Source organism: Gluconobacter thailandicus F149-1 = NBRC 100600, from assembly GCF_000964465.1.
Classification (GTDB): domain Bacteria; phylum Pseudomonadota; class Alphaproteobacteria; order Acetobacterales; family Acetobacteraceae; genus Gluconobacter; species Gluconobacter thailandicus.
The window spans coordinates 24,927-43,501 of the sequence record NZ_BANH01000074.1; the positions used below are offsets into that span (position 1 = coordinate 24,927).

Annotated in this window: 17 protein-coding genes and 1 pseudogene; 13 read left to right on the forward strand and 5 right to left on the reverse strand. The window is 55.7% G+C overall.

What is annotated here, in order from left to right:
• The first annotated feature begins 5 nt into the window (after nucleotides 1-5).
• The 6 genes and pseudogenes from trbE to B7444_RS14645 all read left to right on the forward strand — a co-directional run bounded on the left by trbE (nucleotide 6) and on the right by B7444_RS14645 (nucleotide 7,534).
• Nucleotides 6-2,459, forward strand: coding sequence for a conjugal transfer protein TrbE (trbE, locus tag B7444_RS14620; RefSeq protein ID WP_007283948.1), 2,454 nt, complete (start codon nucleotides 6-8; stop codon nucleotides 2,457-2,459).
• Nucleotides 2,456-3,238 carry a P-type conjugative transfer protein TrbJ gene (gene trbJ, locus B7444_RS14625; protein ID WP_007283949.1) on the forward strand — a complete coding sequence of 261 codons (783 nt, stop codon included), beginning with the start codon at nucleotides 2,456-2,458 and terminating at the stop codon, nucleotides 3,236-3,238. The genes trbE and trbJ overlap by 4 nt, the downstream gene beginning before the upstream one ends.
• Before the next feature lie 5 nt (nucleotides 3,239-3,243).
• Nucleotides 3,244-4,650 (forward strand): P-type conjugative transfer protein TrbL, encoded by a 1,407-nt coding sequence (gene trbL / locus B7444_RS14630; protein WP_007283950.1) that lies wholly within the window; start codon nucleotides 3,244-3,246, stop codon nucleotides 4,648-4,650.
• A 5-nt stretch (nucleotides 4,651-4,655) separates the two neighbouring features.
• The gene (trbF, locus tag B7444_RS14635) at nucleotides 4,656-5,339 is read left to right on the forward strand and encodes a conjugal transfer protein TrbF (protein ID WP_007283951.1); all 684 of its coding nucleotides are present in this window, start codon (nucleotides 4,656-4,658) and stop codon (nucleotides 5,337-5,339) included.
• Nucleotides 5,336-6,338: pseudogene (gene trbG / locus B7444_RS14640) on the forward strand (P-type conjugative transfer protein TrbG). Before trbF ends, trbG begins: the two are co-directional and overlap by 4 nt.
• On the forward strand, nucleotides 6,335-7,534 hold the full coding sequence (locus tag B7444_RS14645) for a TrbI/VirB10 family protein (protein WP_007283953.1): 1,200 nt from the start codon (nucleotides 6,335-6,337) through the stop codon (nucleotides 7,532-7,534). The pseudogene trbG and the gene B7444_RS14645 overlap by 4 nt, the downstream one beginning before the upstream one ends.
• A gap of 238 nt (nucleotides 7,535-7,772) precedes the next feature.
• On the opposite strand, the gene B7444_RS14650 is transcribed toward B7444_RS14645, so the two are convergent.
• On the reverse strand, nucleotides 7,773-8,303 hold the full coding sequence (locus B7444_RS14650; RefSeq protein WP_048855206.1) for an ImmA/IrrE family metallo-endopeptidase: 531 nt from the start codon (nucleotides 8,301-8,303) through the stop codon (nucleotides 7,773-7,775).
• A complete protein-coding gene (locus tag B7444_RS14655; RefSeq protein WP_159107810.1) occupies nucleotides 8,300-8,605 on the reverse strand; it encodes a helix-turn-helix domain-containing protein in 306 nt (101 codons plus the stop codon). The genes B7444_RS14650 and B7444_RS14655 overlap by 4 nt, the downstream gene beginning before the upstream one ends.
• A 161-nt stretch (nucleotides 8,606-8,766) precedes the next feature.
• On the opposite strand from B7444_RS14655, the gene B7444_RS14660 reads away from it, so the two are divergent.
• The 4 genes from B7444_RS14660 to B7444_RS14670 all read left to right on the forward strand — a co-directional run bounded on the left by B7444_RS14660 (nucleotide 8,767) and on the right by B7444_RS14670 (nucleotide 11,998).
• A complete protein-coding gene (locus B7444_RS14660) occupies nucleotides 8,767-9,303 on the forward strand; it encodes a multiubiquitin domain-containing protein (RefSeq protein WP_007283956.1) in 537 nt (178 codons plus the stop codon).
• Nucleotides 9,278-10,438 carry a ThiF family adenylyltransferase gene (locus B7444_RS14665; protein WP_007283957.1) on the forward strand — a complete coding sequence of 387 codons (1,161 nt, stop codon included), beginning with the start codon at nucleotides 9,278-9,280 and terminating at the stop codon, nucleotides 10,436-10,438. Before B7444_RS14660 ends, B7444_RS14665 begins: the two co-directional genes overlap by 26 nt.
• Complete coding sequence (locus B7444_RS16450) at nucleotides 10,438-10,830, forward strand: DUF6527 family protein (RefSeq protein WP_146911356.1); 393 nt, start codon at nucleotides 10,438-10,440, stop codon at nucleotides 10,828-10,830. The genes B7444_RS14665 and B7444_RS16450 overlap by 1 nt, the downstream gene beginning before the upstream one ends.
• A 625-nt stretch (nucleotides 10,831-11,455) precedes the next feature.
• Nucleotides 11,456-11,998, forward strand: coding sequence for a cupin domain-containing protein (locus B7444_RS14670; RefSeq protein WP_007283959.1), 543 nt, complete (start codon nucleotides 11,456-11,458; stop codon nucleotides 11,996-11,998).
• On the opposite strand, the gene B7444_RS14675 is transcribed toward B7444_RS14670, so the two are convergent.
• Genes B7444_RS14675 through B7444_RS14685 form a run of 3 tightly spaced genes read right to left on the reverse strand, consistent with a single transcriptional unit; the run spans nucleotide 11,988 to nucleotide 15,794 of the window.
• The gene (locus tag B7444_RS14675) at nucleotides 11,988-13,178 is read right to left on the reverse strand and encodes a cytochrome c (protein ID WP_007283960.1); all 1,191 of its coding nucleotides are present in this window, start codon (nucleotides 13,176-13,178) and stop codon (nucleotides 11,988-11,990) included. The genes B7444_RS14670 and B7444_RS14675 overlap by 11 nt on opposite strands.
• Complete coding sequence (locus B7444_RS14680; protein WP_035730532.1) at nucleotides 13,175-15,346, reverse strand: xanthine dehydrogenase family protein molybdopterin-binding subunit; 2,172 nt, start codon at nucleotides 15,344-15,346, stop codon at nucleotides 13,175-13,177. The genes B7444_RS14675 and B7444_RS14680 overlap by 4 nt, the downstream gene beginning before the upstream one ends.
• Complete coding sequence (locus B7444_RS14685) at nucleotides 15,339-15,794, reverse strand: (2Fe-2S)-binding protein (protein ID WP_007283962.1); 456 nt, start codon at nucleotides 15,792-15,794, stop codon at nucleotides 15,339-15,341. The genes B7444_RS14680 and B7444_RS14685 overlap by 8 nt, the downstream gene beginning before the upstream one ends.
• Before the next feature lie 181 nt (nucleotides 15,795-15,975).
• Here B7444_RS14685 and petA point away from each other — a divergent pair, with 181 nt between their 5' ends.
• The 3 genes from petA to B7444_RS14700 are packed head-to-tail and all read left to right on the forward strand — an operon-like array spanning nucleotide 15,976 to nucleotide 18,530.
• Nucleotides 15,976-16,632, forward strand: a complete 657-nt coding sequence (petA, locus tag B7444_RS14690) for a ubiquinol-cytochrome c reductase iron-sulfur subunit (protein ID WP_035730531.1) — start codon at nucleotides 15,976-15,978, stop codon at nucleotides 16,630-16,632.
• Between the two features lie 9 nt (nucleotides 16,633-16,641).
• Nucleotides 16,642-17,841: a cytochrome b gene (locus B7444_RS14695; protein WP_007283964.1), complete on the forward strand. Its 1,200-nt coding sequence runs from the start codon at nucleotides 16,642-16,644 to the stop codon at nucleotides 17,839-17,841.
• Nucleotides 17,838-18,530 (forward strand): cytochrome c1, encoded by a 693-nt coding sequence (locus B7444_RS14700; protein ID WP_007283965.1) that lies wholly within the window; start codon nucleotides 17,838-17,840, stop codon nucleotides 18,528-18,530. Before B7444_RS14695 ends, B7444_RS14700 begins: the two co-directional genes overlap by 4 nt.
• Nucleotides 18,531-18,575 lie beyond the last annotated feature (45 nt).

Here is an 18,575-nt window from a genome sequence, read left to right on the forward strand (position 1 = left end):
GAGCCATGATGTCGCTTGGCGAATATCGTCACCGTGCCGCGCTCCTGTCTGATTTCCTGCCCTGGGCCGCGCTCGTGGAGAAAGGCGTCGTCCTGAACAAGGACGGTTCCTTCCAGCGTACGGCGAAAATTCGAGGCCCTGATCTGGATAGCGCCACGCCAGCCGAACTGGTCGGCGTGACCGGACGGCTGAACAATGCCCTGCGCCGTCTGGGTTCCGGCTGGGGCGTGTTCGTGGAAGCGCAGCGCGTGCCGGCGACAGTGTATCCCGAGAGTGATTTTCCTGATGCCGCCAGCCAGATGGTCGATCTGGAACGCCGGGAGCAGTTCGAGGATAAGGGCGCGCATTTCGAGAGCCGGTATTTCCTGACCCTGGTCTGGTTGCCGCCGGCGGAATCATCAGGCCGTGCAGAGCGTTTTCTGTATGAGGGCAGGGAACGGGACGGCCCTGATCCCCATGGCATGCTCCATACGTTTGTGGACCGCAGCGATCGGCTTCTGGCCCTGCTGGACGGGTTCATGCCCGAGGCCGTCTGGCTGGATGACGGCGAGACGCTGACCTACCTGCATTCGACGATTTCCACTCGGAACCAGCGCGTCAGGGTGCCCGAGATCCCGATGCATCTGGATGCGCTGCTGGTGGACCAACCGCTGTCGGGCAGTCTGGAGCCGAAACTCGGTGACGCGTATCTGAAAACCCTGACGATTACCGGTTTCCCGTCACGGACTTTTCCCGGAATTCTGGACGATCTGAACCGACTGGCCATGCCCTATCGCTGGTCCACCCGCGCGATCCTGCTCGACAAGACCGACGCCACCAAGGTTCTGACGAAGATCCGACGGCAGTGGTTTGCAAAGCGCAAGAGTATTGCGGCCATTGTCCGGGAAGTCATGACCAACGAGGCCTCGGTGCTGGTGGATAACGATGCCGCCAACAAGGCAGCCGATGCCGATCTGGCTTTGCAGTCGCTGGGCGCGGACGATGTCGGGCAGGCCTATATCACCGCGACCGTCACGGTCTGGGATGGTAGCGCCAGCATCGCGACTGAGAAGCTGCGTCTGGTGGAAAAGATCATTCAGGGTCGGGACTTCACCTGCATGACGGAAAGCCTCAACGCGGTGGAAGCGTGGCTTGGAAGCCTGCCCGGTCATGTCTACGCCAATGTCCGCCAGCCCCCGGTCTCGACGCTGAATCTTGCCCATATGATTCCGCTCTCCGCCGTATGGGCCGGTTCTGAGAGGGACGGTCATTTCAACGCAGCGCCGCTTTTCTACGGCAGGACGGCCGGAGCCACGCCCTTCCGGTTTTCCCTGCATGTCGGCGATGTGGGTCATACGCTGATCGCAGGACCGACAGGCGCGGGCAAATCTGTCCTGCTGGCGCTGATGGCGCTCCAGTTTCGTCGCTACGCGGGATCGCAGATTTTTGCCTTTGATTTTGGCGGCTCCATGCGGGTCGCGACGCTGGCAATGGGAGGCGACTGGCACGATCTCGGTGGCGGTTTAACCGAGGATGATCTGTCGGGAGAACAGGGTGGCAGTGTCTCGCTCCAGCCTCTGGCGCAGATTGATGATCCCGATGAGCGCAAATGGGCCAGTGAATGGCTCGGCCAGATCCTTGGCGGTGAAGGGGTAGCGCTGACGCCGGAGGTGAAGTCTCACCTCTGGTCGGCGCTGAATTCCCTGGCGTCATCGCCTAGCCATGAACGCACGATCTCAGGGCTGGTCGCACTCCTCCAGTCCAACGCCCTGAAGCAGGCTCTGGCGCCATATTGCCTGGGTGGTCCCTATGGCCGCCTGCTCGACGCTGATAGCGAGCGCGTAGGTGACGCCGATGTGGTGGTGTTCGAGACGGAGGGGCTGATCGGTTCTGGCGCAGCCTCTTCCGTACTGTCCTATCTGTTCCATCGCATCGAAGGCCGACTGGATGGTCGCCCGACGCTGCTGGTCATCGATGAGGGCTGGCTGGTCCTGGATGACGGAGACTTCGCCGGCCAGCTCCGGGAATGGCTGAAAACCCTGCGCAAGAAGAATGCCTCGGTGGTGTTTGCCACACAGAGCCTGTCCGATATCGCTAATTCCCCGATCGCCCCGGCGGTGGTGGAAAGCTGCCCGACACGGATCTTCCTGCCGAACGAGCGGGCGATCGAACCGCAGATCATGGCGCTCTATCGGGATTTCGGCCTCAACGATAGGCAGATCGCGATCATCGCCCGTGCGGCCTCGAAGCGGGAATATTACTGCCAGACCCAGCGGGGCAACCGCCTGTTCGAACTGGGGCTCGGTCCTGTTGCCCTGGCGCTGTGCGCGGCCTCCGGCAAGGACGATCACCGGCTGATCGACAGTGTGCTGGCGGAACACGGGCCAGACGGCTTTCTCCCGGTCTGGTTCGAAGCACGCGGCGTTGCGTGGGCGGCCGACCTTCTGCGTGACGATCGCCGATCGGAGGGCGTGCCATGACGGAAAAACTTTTCCGCATCCGGGCAAAACTTTTCCGTCGTATGGGACTGTTCGCATCCGTCACGGCGCTGGCCGTTGGTGCCGGCGTCAGTTCGGTGCAATCCGCCCATGCGCAATGGGCGGTCTATGACGGGGCCGCGCATGTCCAGACCGTGCTGATCGCGGCGCGGGAATTGCAGCAGATCGACAACCAGATCACGTCCCTCGCCAATCAGGCGCAGATGCTGGGCAACCAGGCAAAGAACCTCGCCCTGTTGCCGCTCTCGACATTGTCGACGCTGCAATCGACAATTTCCCAGACGACAGCACTGCTCGCGCAGGCGCAGAACATCGCCTACAGCGTCACCTCGGTCGAGCAGCAGTACCAGCAGGCCTATACGTCAATTTCGTCGGGGATGTCCGACAGCGCCCTGTTCAGCCAGGCACAGACACGGTGGCAGAATTCCGTCGACGGGTTCGAGGATGCCCTGAAACTTCAGGCGCGTGTGGTGGGAAACATTCCCTCTGACAGTAGCGCCATGACCCAACTGGTTTCAGCCAGCCAGACGTCAACCGGGGCGTTGCAGGCGGCACAGGCCGGAAACCAGCTTCTTGCCCTGCAATCCCGCCAGCTTTCGGACGTGGTCGCGGTCCTGTCCGCCAATGGCCGGGCCGCCGATCTGGAGCGGGCGCGGCAGGCTGCGGTCGAGGCGGAAAGTGCAGCGCAATACGAGCATTTTTCCCAATATGATGCCTATAGCCCGACTTCGGTCTCCATGTTCGGCAGCAGCGGGAACTGACCGCCATGGCCATGAACGATGTCGGCGTTATCGATAGCTTCCTGAACACCTTTACCACCACCATCGATACGGGGTTCGGTCTGGTGAAGGGGAATGTGATCTCGCTGGCGGGCACTCTGTCGGTGCTGGACATCGCCCTTGCCGGCCTGTTTTGGGCATGGGCGGCGGACGAGGACATCATCCAGCGTCTGGTGAAGAAGACGCTGTATATCGGGTTCTTCGCCTGGGTCATCAACGATTTCGATGCGCTCTCGAAGATCGTCTTCGACAGTTTTGCTGCTCTCGGACTGAAGGTCGGCGGTGGCAGTCTGGCACTCGGAGACTTCCTGCGGCCCGGTCGACTGGCATCCACGGGCTTCGATGCGGCGCAGCCGCTTCTGGACTCTGTCCACAATCTCCTTGGTCCCGTCGCCTTCTTTACGAATTTCATCCAGATCTTCGTGCTCTGTCTGTCCTGGCTGATCGTGCTGGCGGCGTTCTTCATTCTCGCCGTGCAGCTTTTCGTGGCGCTGATCGAGTTCAAGTTGACCACGCTGGCGGGTTTCATCCTGATTCCGTTCGCCCTGTTCAATCGCACGGCCTTTCTGGCCGAAAAGGTGCTGGGCAATGTTGTTTCATCCGGTGTGAAGATCATGGTGCTGGCGGTCATTTCCGCCATTGCCTCCGTCCTGTTCCAGCAGTTCTCAACCTCCTACGGCAGCGACGTTCCCACGATCGGACAGGCTGTCTCGGTGGTGTTGGCCTCATTGGCGATTGTCGGTCTGTCCATTTATGGCGGCAGCATCGCCAATGGTCTGATTTCCGGTGCCCCCCAGCTTGGGACGGGTGCTGCTGTCGGGACTGGTATGGCCCTCGGTGCCATGGGCGCTGCTGCTGCGGCCGGTGTCGGGGCGGCTGCTTCCGGTGGCGCGGCGGCATTGGGCGCCACGGCGGCTGCCGCGCGGGGAGGGGCCGCGATCGCGGGTGCAGCCAATACGGCTTATTCCATGGGAGCCATAAATGCTGCCGGTGGCAGTGCCGGTGCCCGTATGGCGGCTGGTCTGGGCGGTGTCGCCCGGGCGCCGGGCAGTGCTGCCGCAAATGCCGTGAAGAGTAAAATGTCTTCCGCAGCAACCGCCATGAAGCAGAGCTACGGCGAAGGCGCGCGAGGCGCTTTCACCGCGACGGGCGGACGTTTCACGGGTGGGTTATCGTCCGATGCGAACGGCGGGCGGTCCGGTGATCCGTCAGGTAACGGCGGCGGGCCAACGGGTGGTGGTGAAGGCGGCAGTCCCGACGGTCAGTCACCCCGCTGGGCGCAAAAGATGAAGCGCCGCAATGCCGCCGCCCATGCTGCTGAGGCCGCGCATGTCATCCGCTCCGCCGACGGCGGGGGCGGATCTTCCTCCATCGATCTGTCGGAAAAGGAATGAGGACGATGTTCCGTCGCTCCACGGTGCGCTACGGCACGACGCCGGAGCCGGTTACCCCCTATCAGAAAGCCGCCCAGATCTGGGATGAACGCATCGGTTCCGCCCGCGTGCAGGCCCGCAACTGGCGGCTGATGGCCTTTGGTAGCCTGTTCCTGTCCACAGGCCTCGGGGCCGGGCTGGTCTGGCAGTCTGCGCGTGGCACCATCACCCCGTGGGTGGTGCAGGTGGACCGTCTGGGGCAGGCGCAGGTCGTGGCCCCCGCGACAGCGGGCTATATGCCCGCCGATCCGCAGATCGCCTGGTATTTGGCGCAGTTCGTCCACGACGTGCGCGCCCTGTCGTCGGACCCCGTTGTGGTCCGGCAGAACTGGCTCCGCGCCTATGATTTCACCACCACGTCGGGCGCGCAGGCGCTTAACGATTATGCCCGCCTCAACGATCCGTTCTCGCGGATCGGGCACGAGCAGGTCGAGGTGGACATCGCCTCGGTCATCCGGGCCTCGCCCGGCAGCTTCCGGGTCGCCTGGACCGAACGCCATTACCGCGACGGCGCGTTCACCGGCACCGAGCGCTGGACCGCCATCGTCTCGGTCGTTCTGCGCACGCCGCGCGACGCCGATCATCTGCGGAAAAATCCCCTTGGTGTTTTTGTCTCTGCCATCAACTGGTCGAAGGAGCTGGGCCAATGATTCGTCGCGCTCTTCGTGTCTTGCCGCTGCTGATTCTGCCCCTGGCCGGATGCGCGCAGCATTACCATCCGCCGGTCATCCGCTACGATGACGCCGTGCAGGCCACGCGTCTGCCGGACCCGCCGAAACCGGTGCAGGTGGTGGAGGTGCCACAGCTACTTCCCCTGCCGGGACAGCTCAAGCCGCTGCCCTCACGACGCATCACAACACATCCGGCCCCCGAAGTTGCCGATCCGACCGCGCGCGTGACGCAGGCCAATCTGGCGGCGCATCCAGCCCACGCGGGCCGGGTTCATCAATGCGGTGCAGGTCTATCCCTATTCTCCGGGCGCTCTCTATCAGGTTTACACCTCGCCCGGCGAAATCACCGACATCATGCTCCAGCAGGGTGAAAAGCTGGTCGGCACGGGGCCGGTTGCCGCCGGTGACACTGTGCGCTGGATTATCGGCGATACCGAGAGCGGGGCAGGCGCAACAAAACGCATCCATATTCTGGTCAAGCCGACGCGGCCGGACCTCACTACCAACCTGATCGTCAACACTGATCGACGGACTTATCTGGCGGAACTGCGCTCCACGTCGGCGACGTACATGGCGTCGGTATCGTGGGATTATCCCGAAGATGATCTCATTGCCCTGCACCGACAGGACAGGGACGCCGACGAAGCGGCACCGGTGGATGCAGGGCTGGATCTGAACGCGCTGAATTTCCGCTATGCTATCCAGCCGGTGAAAGGGGGCACGCCGCCCTGGCTGCCCGGCCGGGCCTTCGATGACGGCCACAAGGTCTATATCGCTTTCCCGACCGGGATCGGGCAGGGCGAGCTACCGCCCCTGTTCGTGCTGGGGGCCGACGGCGGGCCGGAACTGGTCAATTACCGGGTGCGGCAGAACTGGATGATCGTGGACCGGCTGTTCGCTGCCGCCGAACTGCGGCTGGGCGACAAGCATTCCGAGCAGCGGGTGCGGATCGTACGCACCGATGGCAGGAAGTCATGACCGACACGCAGGATCGTCAGGATGGGGGTGAGGACGTGTCCGGCAACGGAAGCGGATCGGGACCATTATCCCTGCCTTCTCCTCCTGATTTGCGGCTGCGCGCCCAGCGCCCGTCAGTGGTTCGGCTGTCGCGTCCCGTCATCTGGACATTGGGGGCTACCGGGATGCTCGCGATCGGCCTTGCTCTTGGATACGCGCTGCAAAACAGCACACAGAAAGGGGCGGTCCAGACGGCGCAGGATACGGACACACGTCCGTCGGCTGACGGGTTGGCCGCATTGCCCAGCGACTACAGTGCCGTCCCGAAGCTCGGACCGCCCTTGCCTGGCGATCTTGGTAAGCCGATCCTCGACGCTCAGAAGGAAGGCCGCGCGGGACCAGTTTCGGGCATTGGAGATCGTCGGGGCGATCAGGAGATTGAGGCGGCCCGCACCAGTAAGCTCTTTGCCCAGGTCGAGGGGCACGATGGCCAGACCGCGCAGACAATGCCGGGGCAAGCAGCGTCCGGAACACGGGCATCACCGACCGCCACGGACCAGCAGGCCGGCAATCGCGCTTTTCTGGCGGGTCAGCCTGACCGCGCGACGCTCAGCCCCGATCGGATCGCGCTCCCTGCTTCGCCCTATCTTCTGCAGGCCGGGACCGTCGTCGCCGGAGCGCTAAATACGAAGATCAGCTCTGATCTGCCGGGCCAGATTACCGGCCATGTGACCCAGAACGTCTATGACAGCCCGACCGGCCGTTATCTGCTGATCCCGCAGGGCAGCACGCTGTTCGGAGCCTATAACAGCGGGATTTCTTTCGGGCAGCAGCGCACCCAGATCATCTGGACGCGGCTGATCTATCCGAACGGCGAAAGCCTCGTTCTGGAAAAGCTGCCCGGTGGCGACGCCATCGGCCAGTCCGGTCTGTCTGACGAGGTGAACAACCACTGGGGCCAACTCTTCAGGGCTGCCCTTGTTACCACCCTCCTCAGCGTGGGTTCCGAAGCCGGGACGGCATGGAACGAGAATAACCTGATGCAGGCGATCCGCAGCGGGGCATCGAACGGTTTTTCAATGGTCGGCAACCGCCTGATTGATCGCAGCCTCAATGTCCAGCCGACGCTGACAGACCGGCCCGGTCTGCCGTTCACGCTCATTCTGAATCGCGACCTCGTCCTCCAGCCTTGGAAAGAGGACAAATCTCGCCCATGACGAAGCTGAAGCTCGGTCCGATCGAGGATGACAAACCCCTGAAATCACGTTGGAGTCGCCTGGCGTGCGTCACCGTGATCTTGCGCGCCTATACCTAGAGCATTTCAATCGAACACAGGTTCGATTGAAATGCTCTAATTTGTTATTTTTACGAGCATCTTCACCTGTTCGCACGCACACATTTAAACAGGATCTGCCCTAGCGGCTAACTCACGTCCGTTTATTGTTAATGCAGAATCTAAAAGGAGCGTTGGTAAGAATATTCGTTCGCCAAACGAAGTGACATGGCATGCACACTAACATCAAAAATTTCGGCGAGCCGGTTCACTTGGTCGTCATCAGTTAGAGCTTCAAAAGCGTTCATTCGGTCTAGAAATGGCCTAGGCATAAGAATTGATGCAGCAAAAAAATTCGCTTCTATTTCCTCGATATCGGTCGCTTCGGATGATTTGCGATCTCGGTAATTTACCCGAAATCCAACATCAGTATGTGACTGAAGATCGTGATGAAGCAAAAAATGACCAAATTCGTGCGCCAATGTGAATCTTTGGCGCGTATGTGCCTGTATTGAGTTCACACCGACGATAGTATGCCGACCCTGCCTAGCGATAAGTCCGGACACTTCGCCTAAATCACCAAATTTAATATCGATACCGCTGGCAGAAAGCAGATCCTGAATGGGAACTGGTGCTACTTTTACATTAAATCGGTCCAACAACGAAATTGTTAGATGCCGTATCTTGGTATAGCGCGCACGTTGAATGCTCATGACGAAGTTATGCTTGAAGTTGTTTCAAGTTTTTCTAACAAAGCAGTCACCTCAGTTGACCGCCTGCGGTAGCGAGGTTCTGGAGCTAGCATATCAGGAAGAAGATCTTTTGCTGACAAACCTAAAGCCGCTGCCGCCAGATATAAATGATATAGTGAGATAGGTTGTTTGCCTTTTTCAATGTTCGTGACCGAAGTGCGAGACAGGCCTAACGCTGCCGCCAACACGGATTGCGACATGCCTAATGCTTCGCGGTTAGTTCTTATAGCCGCGCCGACGAGAGCATTGGTTTGATCGATCATGGCACCTCCAAGTTGGAGGCATTTGTACATTAAAATGACTCACGGTGTCAATAAGGCTGACATGTTGGTGTGGCAAACATTTAAATTAAATGATTACAAGATTGACAGTTCACCGTCTCCCAGTTTATCCAACGACTCAATGATACACGGGAGCTTAAAGTATGAATGACGAACCTAAGCCGGAGAAAAGCGATCGTATTGAGCGAGACGCTGAGGACATTGTGGAAGCGGGTCGCGAGCTAGCAGAAGCTCGTGAGCGTGAACTGAAGATTTCTGAAGAAGAAGCGTTGATAGATGCTGAACTCGTGGAGCTTCAGCGTAGAAAAGCTGAACTGGAGCAGAAGAAGCGTGAAGCACAGGAAACTGAGGTAAAGGAGGAGCAGCGTATTGCTGAAGACCTTTGCGATATCCAGAATAATCATGGCCAGAATGGAAATGGCGGAAGTCCCGGTCCCTTTAAGGGTGAGGTAACTATTACCATTAACACTGTAGATTTCGAGGAGCCGAAGGGCACGATTTCTTATCAGCGTGTGGTTGAGCTAGCTTACCCTGACTTCGCGTCCTTTCCCAAGGCAACATATAGCATTATGTATGAACGCGGCCCGAAAGCCAATCTGCAGGGAGTGCTGAGTAAGGGCGGTTCTGTCAAAATTGACGAAGGGATGCGGTTTCGTGTCAAACGCACCGGCGAATCTTAAGGGCTTGGAAGGCCTGCTTGCTCGCAGGTATTCCTTGTCGGTGATAAGTGAACATCTTGTCGTCAACGATGTTTGGTATGTTGATACCAATGGCGAGTTGCAGCAGGGGCATCTCGCCGCCCCGCTGACTAAAATTGATCAATCGACGATCGGTGCACCAAAAAACCACCAGATGTATTGGAGTGGAACTGCGCCCTGCAATGCTGATCGATCGTTAATTCCTTTTGGATCTCATTCGGCCAATATATCTATTGGTGAGGTTAATTATTCTTCAAATCTTTCTAATAAGCCTCCATATCCTGAAGTGTTCTCTACCTATGAAGATTTGGTGATGCATTATGTCACGCTAGTCTCGGGTCCCGCAGAGCAGTTATTTGGAGCCTCATCTCAAACCGGGGCCGAATATGATGTACCGGAAGAAACTTCACCATTTAAGGTGGCGGATACTTTTTCTGCTTGTGCGCAAATAAACGATCTTAATCAGCGTGTCGCGGACGATCGAATTGCAATTATCGGTTTAGGAGGCACCGGGGCGTTCGTATTGGATTTTATGGTTAAGACGCCGGTTTATTCAATTGACGCTTATGACTTCGATGTATTCCAAGTTCATAACGGCTTTCGGGCTCCCGGAGAGGTGCCGTTTGAATTCTTCGGGCAGCCAAAGATTGCTCTATATAAAAAGAAATATGATAACTTTAGACATCATTTACGTTTTCATAACAAGCGTATCGAAGCGGGAGATGACGCTCTATTTTCTGATATCACATTCGCATTTGTCTGTATTGATGATGGGGAAAGTAGAAGAAATATTTGCGAAATGCTCATGGCGCAAAAAATACCTTTCATCGATGTTGGTATGGGGGTTGAAAAAGAACAAGGTCGTCTCGATGGGCTTCTCCGAACGACACTTTTTACAGAAAAAACATATGAGCGAGCGAAAGAGGCTGTGCCTTTCGACAGGGCCGATGAGGCGGGAGCATACCGCGTCTTTGTACAAATTGCGGAACTTAATGCACTTAACGCCGCTATGGCAGTTGTAAAATATAAGCAAATCAAAGGTTTCTATGCCGATGATCCTAATTATTTTAACTCTCTTCTGTCAATTGGATCATCAAATTGGGTAGGAGAGAGTTGATGTATAGGCTTGCCAACGTTGAACGCTTTCCGAAAGTGATCGAGTCAGGGATATTGTATTGGTCACAGGAATATGAAATGAGCGCTCACCGTTGCGCATGCGGTTGCGGTGATGTCATTCAATTGCCCGTGGATGAATTGAATTTTCGGATTACGCAAGACTCCCAAGGCGTTACTCTTCGCCCTTCTGTAGGAAACTGGGGAGTATGTGATGCGCATTATTACATCACTAATGGTCGAGTCGAATGGCTAGAGCAGATGTCGCCAGCTGCGATTGCCGCTGGACGTCAGGCAGAGGATGATCGGCGTAAGAATTATTACTCGCGTCAACAGTCTTGGGTAAAGCGTGTACGTAATTGGTTTGGTAATCTTAAGAAGCGTATTTTTGGATAATAATACAGAAAAAAGATAATTTTGTATGCTTTTGACAAATATTTTTCTATATTATAAATATTAGTGGTTGTTGGTATCGGGGGCTGCGTGCCCCCGCAACCATCTGAACTTGCGATGCGAACGCATCACGAACCCCAGCCCGGAAACAGACTGGGGTTTTCGTTTGTCCGCCGATGTGAGCTTAAAACGCTCAGTCAACCGGTACATAGCCGTAGCAAGTCCACTCTCTGCACACATTTGAGACCCGATCCGAAACTGCGGGCAGGCTCACCGCGTGGATCGCTCACCATAACGGGCTGCGTCTGCATTCAGCATTTTGGCCGGGCGCCCAACGAAAAGCGTATCATTACGCGCCAATGTCACTGGGCCTGGGGTTAACTCCGGACCCAGTGGCCAACAGCAACGCCGTCAAAATGGCAGCATGACATCAAACGGGCATAGCCCGTCAGGCCGGCAATACTGTCCGAAAAAATGGGACAACTTCTTTCTTTGGGGTAAGAGTATATCTTTTCCCCTTCTGAAAAAATTAGGGACAAACTCTGTTAACAAAGCTACTAAAATTTTTGGTGCATTAAAAATGATATCCTGTTTAGGATAGTGCACACGAAATAAGCGATGGTACGCAATGGATATTGGTGGAACGCTCTATGAGCTTCGAACGCGACGCGGGCTTTCCCAGCGCGAGTTGGCCCGGCGTTGTGGTGTTGCAAACGGAACAATTTCTCTCATTGAATCGAATGCAATAAACCCATCGGTCGGATTGCTGCGGCAGATCGTCGATGCATTTCCAATGTCACTTTCAGAATTTTTTGCCTTCGAGCAGGCAGAAGAGCGAAAGCTTTTTTACAAGGCCGTCGAGTTGCGGGACATTGGGGGACGAGGTATTTCGCTGCGGCAGGTTGGAACCTCCATGAACAACCGTGCATTGCAGATTTTAAACGAGACCTATGCGCCTCGGACGGACACCGGGAAGACCATGCTCCAGCACAAAGGTGAAGAAGGGGGCGTTATCGTCCGGGGAGAGTTGGAAGTCACGGCGGGAGATCAGCGCGCGATCCTCGGGCCAGGAGATGCTTACTATTTTGACAGTAACATTCCCCATCGTTTCCGGAACATAGGTAACGAGCCATGTCATTTAATAAGTGCGTCTACGCCGCCTAGTTTTTGAAGCTCTCGGGTTTGATTGGGGCTTGAATACCTCCGAAGTGGTCAAGCAAGTACTCTGATATTGCCGTCAATTCCTGGGGTGTATAAGCCTTTGTAAACGAAGGCATTGCCATTTTTCCATGCTCAGTCTTGATTGATGTGCCGGTTCGAAGCACAGCTATGATGTTGGTGGCCGCAGGATCGCTCAAACTGTGCGCACCTTCCAAAGCTCCCCAGTCAGACTGTCGCCCGGCCCCATTTTCAAGATGGCATCCCATGCACGCCTGTTGAAAAATATGCCGGCCCACGTCCTCATTCTCCCCGCTTGCACCTGGCACGCGTTTTCCACGTTGTGGTCCGTTGGAACGGGCAGGGATGCTTCGCAGGTAAACAATCATGGCACGGATATCTTCTGCAGGCAGATATCGCAGGCTATTTTTGATTGCTTCGGCCATCGGACCGGAGGCCGGTCCGCGGTGAGGGGCATAACCCGTAGAAAGATATTCGAAAAGCTCACTGTCGCTCCAACCACCAAGCCCGTGTTCGGTATCTGATGTCAGATTATAGGCTCTCCACCCGACCTGGACTGTTCCGGCATAAGCCTTGCCGCTCAGTCCGAACATGAAGTTGCGTGGCGTATGGCATTGATCGCAATGCCCAAGTGCTTCCACAAGATAGGCCCCTCGGTTCCATTCCGGCGTTCGGTGCGGATCCGTAGTCATCCTTCGGTTTGGATTGTTGAACCAATTCCAGAAAGTCATTACCCAGCGTTGGTTGAAAGGAAAGGGTAAGCGGTTTTCTGGTGCCTTGGCCTGAACTGGCTTGAGAGTGAAGAGATAGGCCTTGATGGCCAACGTGTCAGCGTCGTTCAGGAATGTATAAGATGTGTAAGGCATGACGGGATAGAGATGCCGCTCGTTCCGATCGACACCAGTGCGCATCATTCTAAGCCATTGCTCGTCCGTATAAGCCCCGATGCCTGTCTCGCGATCAGGTGTAATATTCACGGCATAAACTGTGCCGAAAGGGAGAGAAAAAGCCTTTCCTCCTGACAAGGTCTGACCATCGCTGGAAAGGTGACAGGCCGCACAGTCAGCCGCCCGGAACAGAGTTTTTCCCTGTTCAATCAGGTCAGTTTGTGCCTGTGCTGATCGAGCGGAGATTGCCATAATGACTGCGAAGAAAAGCAGAAAATACTTCATGTGCTTTTTCCCGCTATCTGAGGAACAAATGGAATCCTACGCAGACGACGGCCTGTAGCAGCAAAAATGGCATTTGCCAGGGCTGGGGCAGCGGCTACCGTGCCGACTTCTCCGATGCCTCCAATATCCGCCGAGAGATCTGGCACCAGATGCACTCTGATATCGGGTGCCTCATTAATACGCATCATGCGATAGTCGTGAAAATTACTTTGGTCTACTCGGCCATTTGTTACAGTAATTTCGTTGTAAAGGGCCATTGTCAGGCCAAAGATCAGTCCACCCTGGATCTGAGCTTTAATAGCATCCGGGAAAACGATTGGACCACAATCTACGGCAGTATCTGCCCAGATCAGGCGGATGTCATTATCTCTTGTAACGCGGACTTCCAGAACCGTCGCTGCCCAGGTCTGAAAAGAATAATGGAGGGCGATGCCTCGTCCATGACCAGCAGGAAGCGGCGTTCCCCACCCAGATTTGCTTGCAGCCTCGTTCAGAACTTTCAGGCCTCGTGGTGAATGACCCAGCATAGACCGGCGGAAGTCGAGAGGATCGGTTTCAGCAAGATGCGCCAGTTCATCTATCATCCCTTCCACAACAAATATGTTATGGGTAGGTCCCACGCCGCGCCACCATAAAGTTGTCAGCCCTTCAGGTTCGCATTGAACGGATTCATTTCTCTGGGCGGGAATGGCGTAGGGCGTCTCAGTGGCGCCATCGACCGTATCTGTATCTAGGCCGTTTTGAAGTCCCTCCGGTGCCCACCTTGTCGTTACGTATGATCCGGTTGTGCGGTGTTTCCAGGCTGCAATCCGTCTCTGTTTATTCAGTCCCGCAGAGATCCGGTCATAGTAAAAAGGGCGAAACTGGTCCTGCTGAATATCTTCTTCGCGTGTCCAGAACAGTTTTACGGGATAGGAAATCTGTTTCGCGAGCCTGGCTGCCTGACCGATCGATCCTGAATCCAGCCTGCGCCCGAACCCTCCACCAATAACGTGGTTATGAATGGCGATTTTTTCTGGAGGCAAGCCGGTCGCGTTAGCAACTTCCTGCCGTGCCCGAACAGGAACCTGTGTCCCAACCCATACATCTGCGCCGTCTGGCCGGATATGAAGGGTTGTATTGATAGGTTCCAGTGCCGCATGAGCGAGGAATGGGAGTTCATAGACGGCGTCAATTTGGTGCGAACAGGCTGCTAACGCAGCGTCAACGTCTCCGGTATTCTTCGCAACCAGCCCCGTTCTGTCTGAAGCCCTTCGCAGGTCATCCATAAGAATTTTTGTAGAGACCGCAGCGTGCGGACCGGGATCCCATTGCGGATTTGCCGCTTCCAGCCCTTTGATAGCTGCCCAGCTATGGTCACCAATGACAGCAATAACATCAGGAAGCGTTATAATATCCACAACCCCAGCGATGGCTCGTACTGCGACGCTGTCATAACTGATCAGCCGTCCTCCCTGAACCGGGCTGGCCATGATGCGGCCGATCTTCATACCGGGAACGCGCACGTCCATCCCGAAAATGGCAGTGCCGTTACTTTTTGGCTTGGTATCAAGTCTTTGAGGGCTTGTTCCAATAAGGCGGAATGTTGAAGGATCTTTCAAAATGATTTTTTCAGGCACCTTCTGAAGGGCGGCTTCCTCCGCCAGATCTCCATAAGATAAGGTCCGGCCGGTTAGTACATGAATGATCTGTCCGTGCTGCGCGGCACAACTCTTCGGTAGCACGTTCCAGCGTGCCGCAGCCGCTGCCACCAGCATGATCCGTGCGGCGGCACCTGCCTGCCTGAGAGGGAGCCAGCTATCCCGTGTAGAGGCTGAGCCTCCGGTCACTTCCTCGCCCGCGGCACTATCCGTATAACGGGAAGGGTCAGCAGGGGCGGCTTCAAGTACGACCTGTTCCAGGTCGACTTCCAGCTCTTCTGCGATCAGCATCGCGATCCCAGTGTAAATGCCCTGTCCCATTTCCGCATGACGCATGATGAGAGTGATCCCGCCACTACGATCAATCCGAATGAATGCATTGGGATTGAAAACGCCTCCTGTATCAGCCTGCGCACCAGGCAATCCAGGGATCATGCCCGAAAGAAGCATTCCTCCACCCAACGCAAGGCTTCCCTGGAAAAAGGCACGGCGGTTCAATACCGCTCCGATATCGCGTGGCTTAGGCATTGTTGGCGGCCTGATGGATTGCTTCCCGGATACGGACATAAGTTCCGCAGCGGCAGATATTTCCGGACATAGCGTCGTCAATATCATCGTCTGTAGGGTTCGGATTGTCTCTAAGCAGAGCTGTCGCAGCCATGATTTGTCCGGACTGGCAATATCCGCACTGGATAACCTGATTCTGTAACCAGGCTGCCTGTATGCGGGCTCCTTCTTTAGTATTGCCAATCGCTTCAATTGTCGTGATGTGACGATCGCCAATCAGCGAGACGGGAAGCTGGCATGCTCTGGCCGGAATTCCATCGATGTGGATCGTGCACGCTCCGCATTGAGCGACACCGCATCCATATTTCGTGCCTGTCAGACCGAGGATATCCCGTAGTACCCAGAGAAGGGGCATGTCATCGGTCACATCAAGCTGATGCGATTCGTTGTTAACACGGATCGTTATCATTTTGACCCAACCTCCGCTTCGTGAATTTCAATTGATTCTGAACAGATATGACTTTCCTACCATCCCCAGCAAATGATCGGATTGCAAGAACATTGCTGGGGAGCGAATAAAACAGTTGTTTAAGATTGACACCATTTCGTTGCCCTTGGATGATCATAACAGCTTATTCGAGTAGGATCCGATGACCAAGGACGGCGCACCGACTTCTTCCAGTAATCAGTGTTCATCAGGCAGAGGAGGGACCCGACGACGTGACGTACTTGCGACCGTGACAGCAGGAGTGGGGTGTGCGGGTGCCTGTGCTTTGGCTTATCCCTTTCTGGATAGTTTGAACGGAACGCGGAACAGTCGTGTAGGGGAAGATGACACGGTCGATGTTGATCTTTCTGCAATTCCGCCTGGACAGCAGGCCGTCGTGACATGGCGGGGCTGGCCTGTTTTTGTGCAACGCCGAACGGCCGCTATGCTTGCGTCGTTGCAGGCTCTTGGCGCAGCGCAACGTTTGCGGGACCCAGAGTCTAAAATCCTTCAGCAACCCAAGGATGCAACCAACTGGCATCGCTCTGTCGTGCCTGAAATTGGTGTGCTGATTGGAATATGTACCCATCTAGGCTGCGTACCATCCTACGATACTCCATCTCCTTCGGACCAGTCCGGGAAATATGCCTGCCCTTGTCATGGGTCGCAGTTTGATATTGCCGGCCGCGCCTACAAGAATGCGCCTGCACCCTATAATCTGCCGGTTCCGCCTGTCACCATGGTTTCGGCGACCCATCTTCGTATCGGGCAAAGCAAAGGCGATCCCGACTTCGATATTGCCAACATCCAGCAGATCTGAGCGGCCGCTATGACTGAACGCTCCAATTCTCTGTCAGAATGGCTTGAAGCCCGGCTACCTGTGATCACGGCTTTCCGGCGGGAATATGTTAATTTCGCTATGCCGCGAAATCTCAATTATCTCTGGAATTTCGGTGCTTTCGCAACGATTGCCTTGGGGCTTTTGATCCTGAGTGGCATCTTCCTTGCGCTGAACTATACCCCTACCGTGACAGAGGCCTTTGCCAGCATCGAGATGATCGATCGTCAGGTTTCCTCGGGATGGCTTGTCCGTGCGATTCACATGGGGGGTGTCTCCATGTTGTTTGTGTCTTTGTACGTGCATATCGGGCGCGGCCTCTACTATGGCTCTTACAAAGCCCCCCGGGAACTGCTCTGGTTAACGGGGCTTGGACTGCTCCTGCTCGTCATGACGACAGCTTTTGCAGGCTATATCCTTCCATGGGGACAGATGTCCTACTGGGGGGCAACAGTTGTCATCAACGCACTGAACGCCCTTCCAGTGATCGGAAAACCCTTGGCTGCTTGGCTGTTAGGGGGAGAGGGGCTGGGAAATACAGCGCTTCATCGCATTTACGTCCTGCATTTCGTGACCGCCTTTTCCATTATTGGATTTGTCGTTTTGCATGTTGCGGCCTTGCATGTAGCAGGCTCCAACAACCCAACAGGTATTGAGCCAGCCAAGACCGATGATACGGTTCCTTTTCATCCGTATTACACAACCAAGGACGGTCTGGGTCTCTGCCTTTTTCTGATGGTTTATGCCGGACTGATTTTCTTCGCGCCTGATATCCTGACACTGGCCGATAATTATGCGCAGGCTAATCCTCTTGTAACGCCAAGGGATATTACGCCCGAGTGGTACTTCGCGCCGTTCTACGCAATTCTGCGCGCCATCCCCTCGAAGGTTGGTGGTCTTCTGCTGGCGGCAGGAAGTCTTGGTGTTCTCTTCGCCGTACCCTGGCTGGACGCATCGCCAGTGCGCTCAGCCCGTTACAGACCTATTCTGCGGATTGCATTGCCCATTCTCTTTCTGGCGTTCATTGCGCTTGGAGCGGCAGGAATGCATCCTCCCACGGGTTTCTGGCTCTGGATCAGCCGGATCGCAGTAGCATACTGGTATCTCTATTTTCTGGTTTTGCTTCCCTATCTTCCCCTTGTGGAAATTTCGAAATCTCCTCCCTCAAGCCTGCAGGAGCCTAGGGGATGAAACGTTTTTTCATCGCTACGCTTCTTCTGGCAGGGGGCTCAGTCCATGCCTCGACGCCGGAGCAGCGCGGGTTTCAGGTTTTTCGACAGATCTGTAGCTCATGCCATAGTCTGAATTACGTGACGTATTCGGATCTTACGGGGCTGGGCATATCCGTGCCTGATATCAAGAGCTATGCCAGTCAGCATCAGGTCCCTGATGGTCTGGATGAGGATGGTGATCCAAAGACACGTCCTGCGCATCCGTCAGATCATATCGGTTCGCCCTATCCTAGCGAGAGCATGGCGCGAATGGCCAATCATGGTGGCCTTCCGCCAGATTTTTCCAGACTGGCCCTGACACAGGAAGGTGGTTCTCAGAGGATTATTCACATTCTGGAGTCTTACACGTCGGCTCCGGCAGGGGCCACGTTACCGCCGGGCGCGTTCTATAATACGGCTATGCCGCACCTTCATATCGCCATGCCACAACCACTGCATGACGGACAGGTGAAGTACACTGACGGCACCACTGCAACGATCCCCCAGATGGCTAATGATGTCACCGCGTTTATTAACTGGACAGCACGACCGCACCTTCAGGCCAGACATCGGACGGGGATCTTCGTTCTGGCTTATCTTGCTGGGCTTGCGGCGTTGCTCGGGATACTGAAGCATCGTGTCTGGAAGCGATTGAAGACCCTTGAATAATCTTTTCGATCTTAAGCGATCAGATACAAATTTAGTGTTCCAATA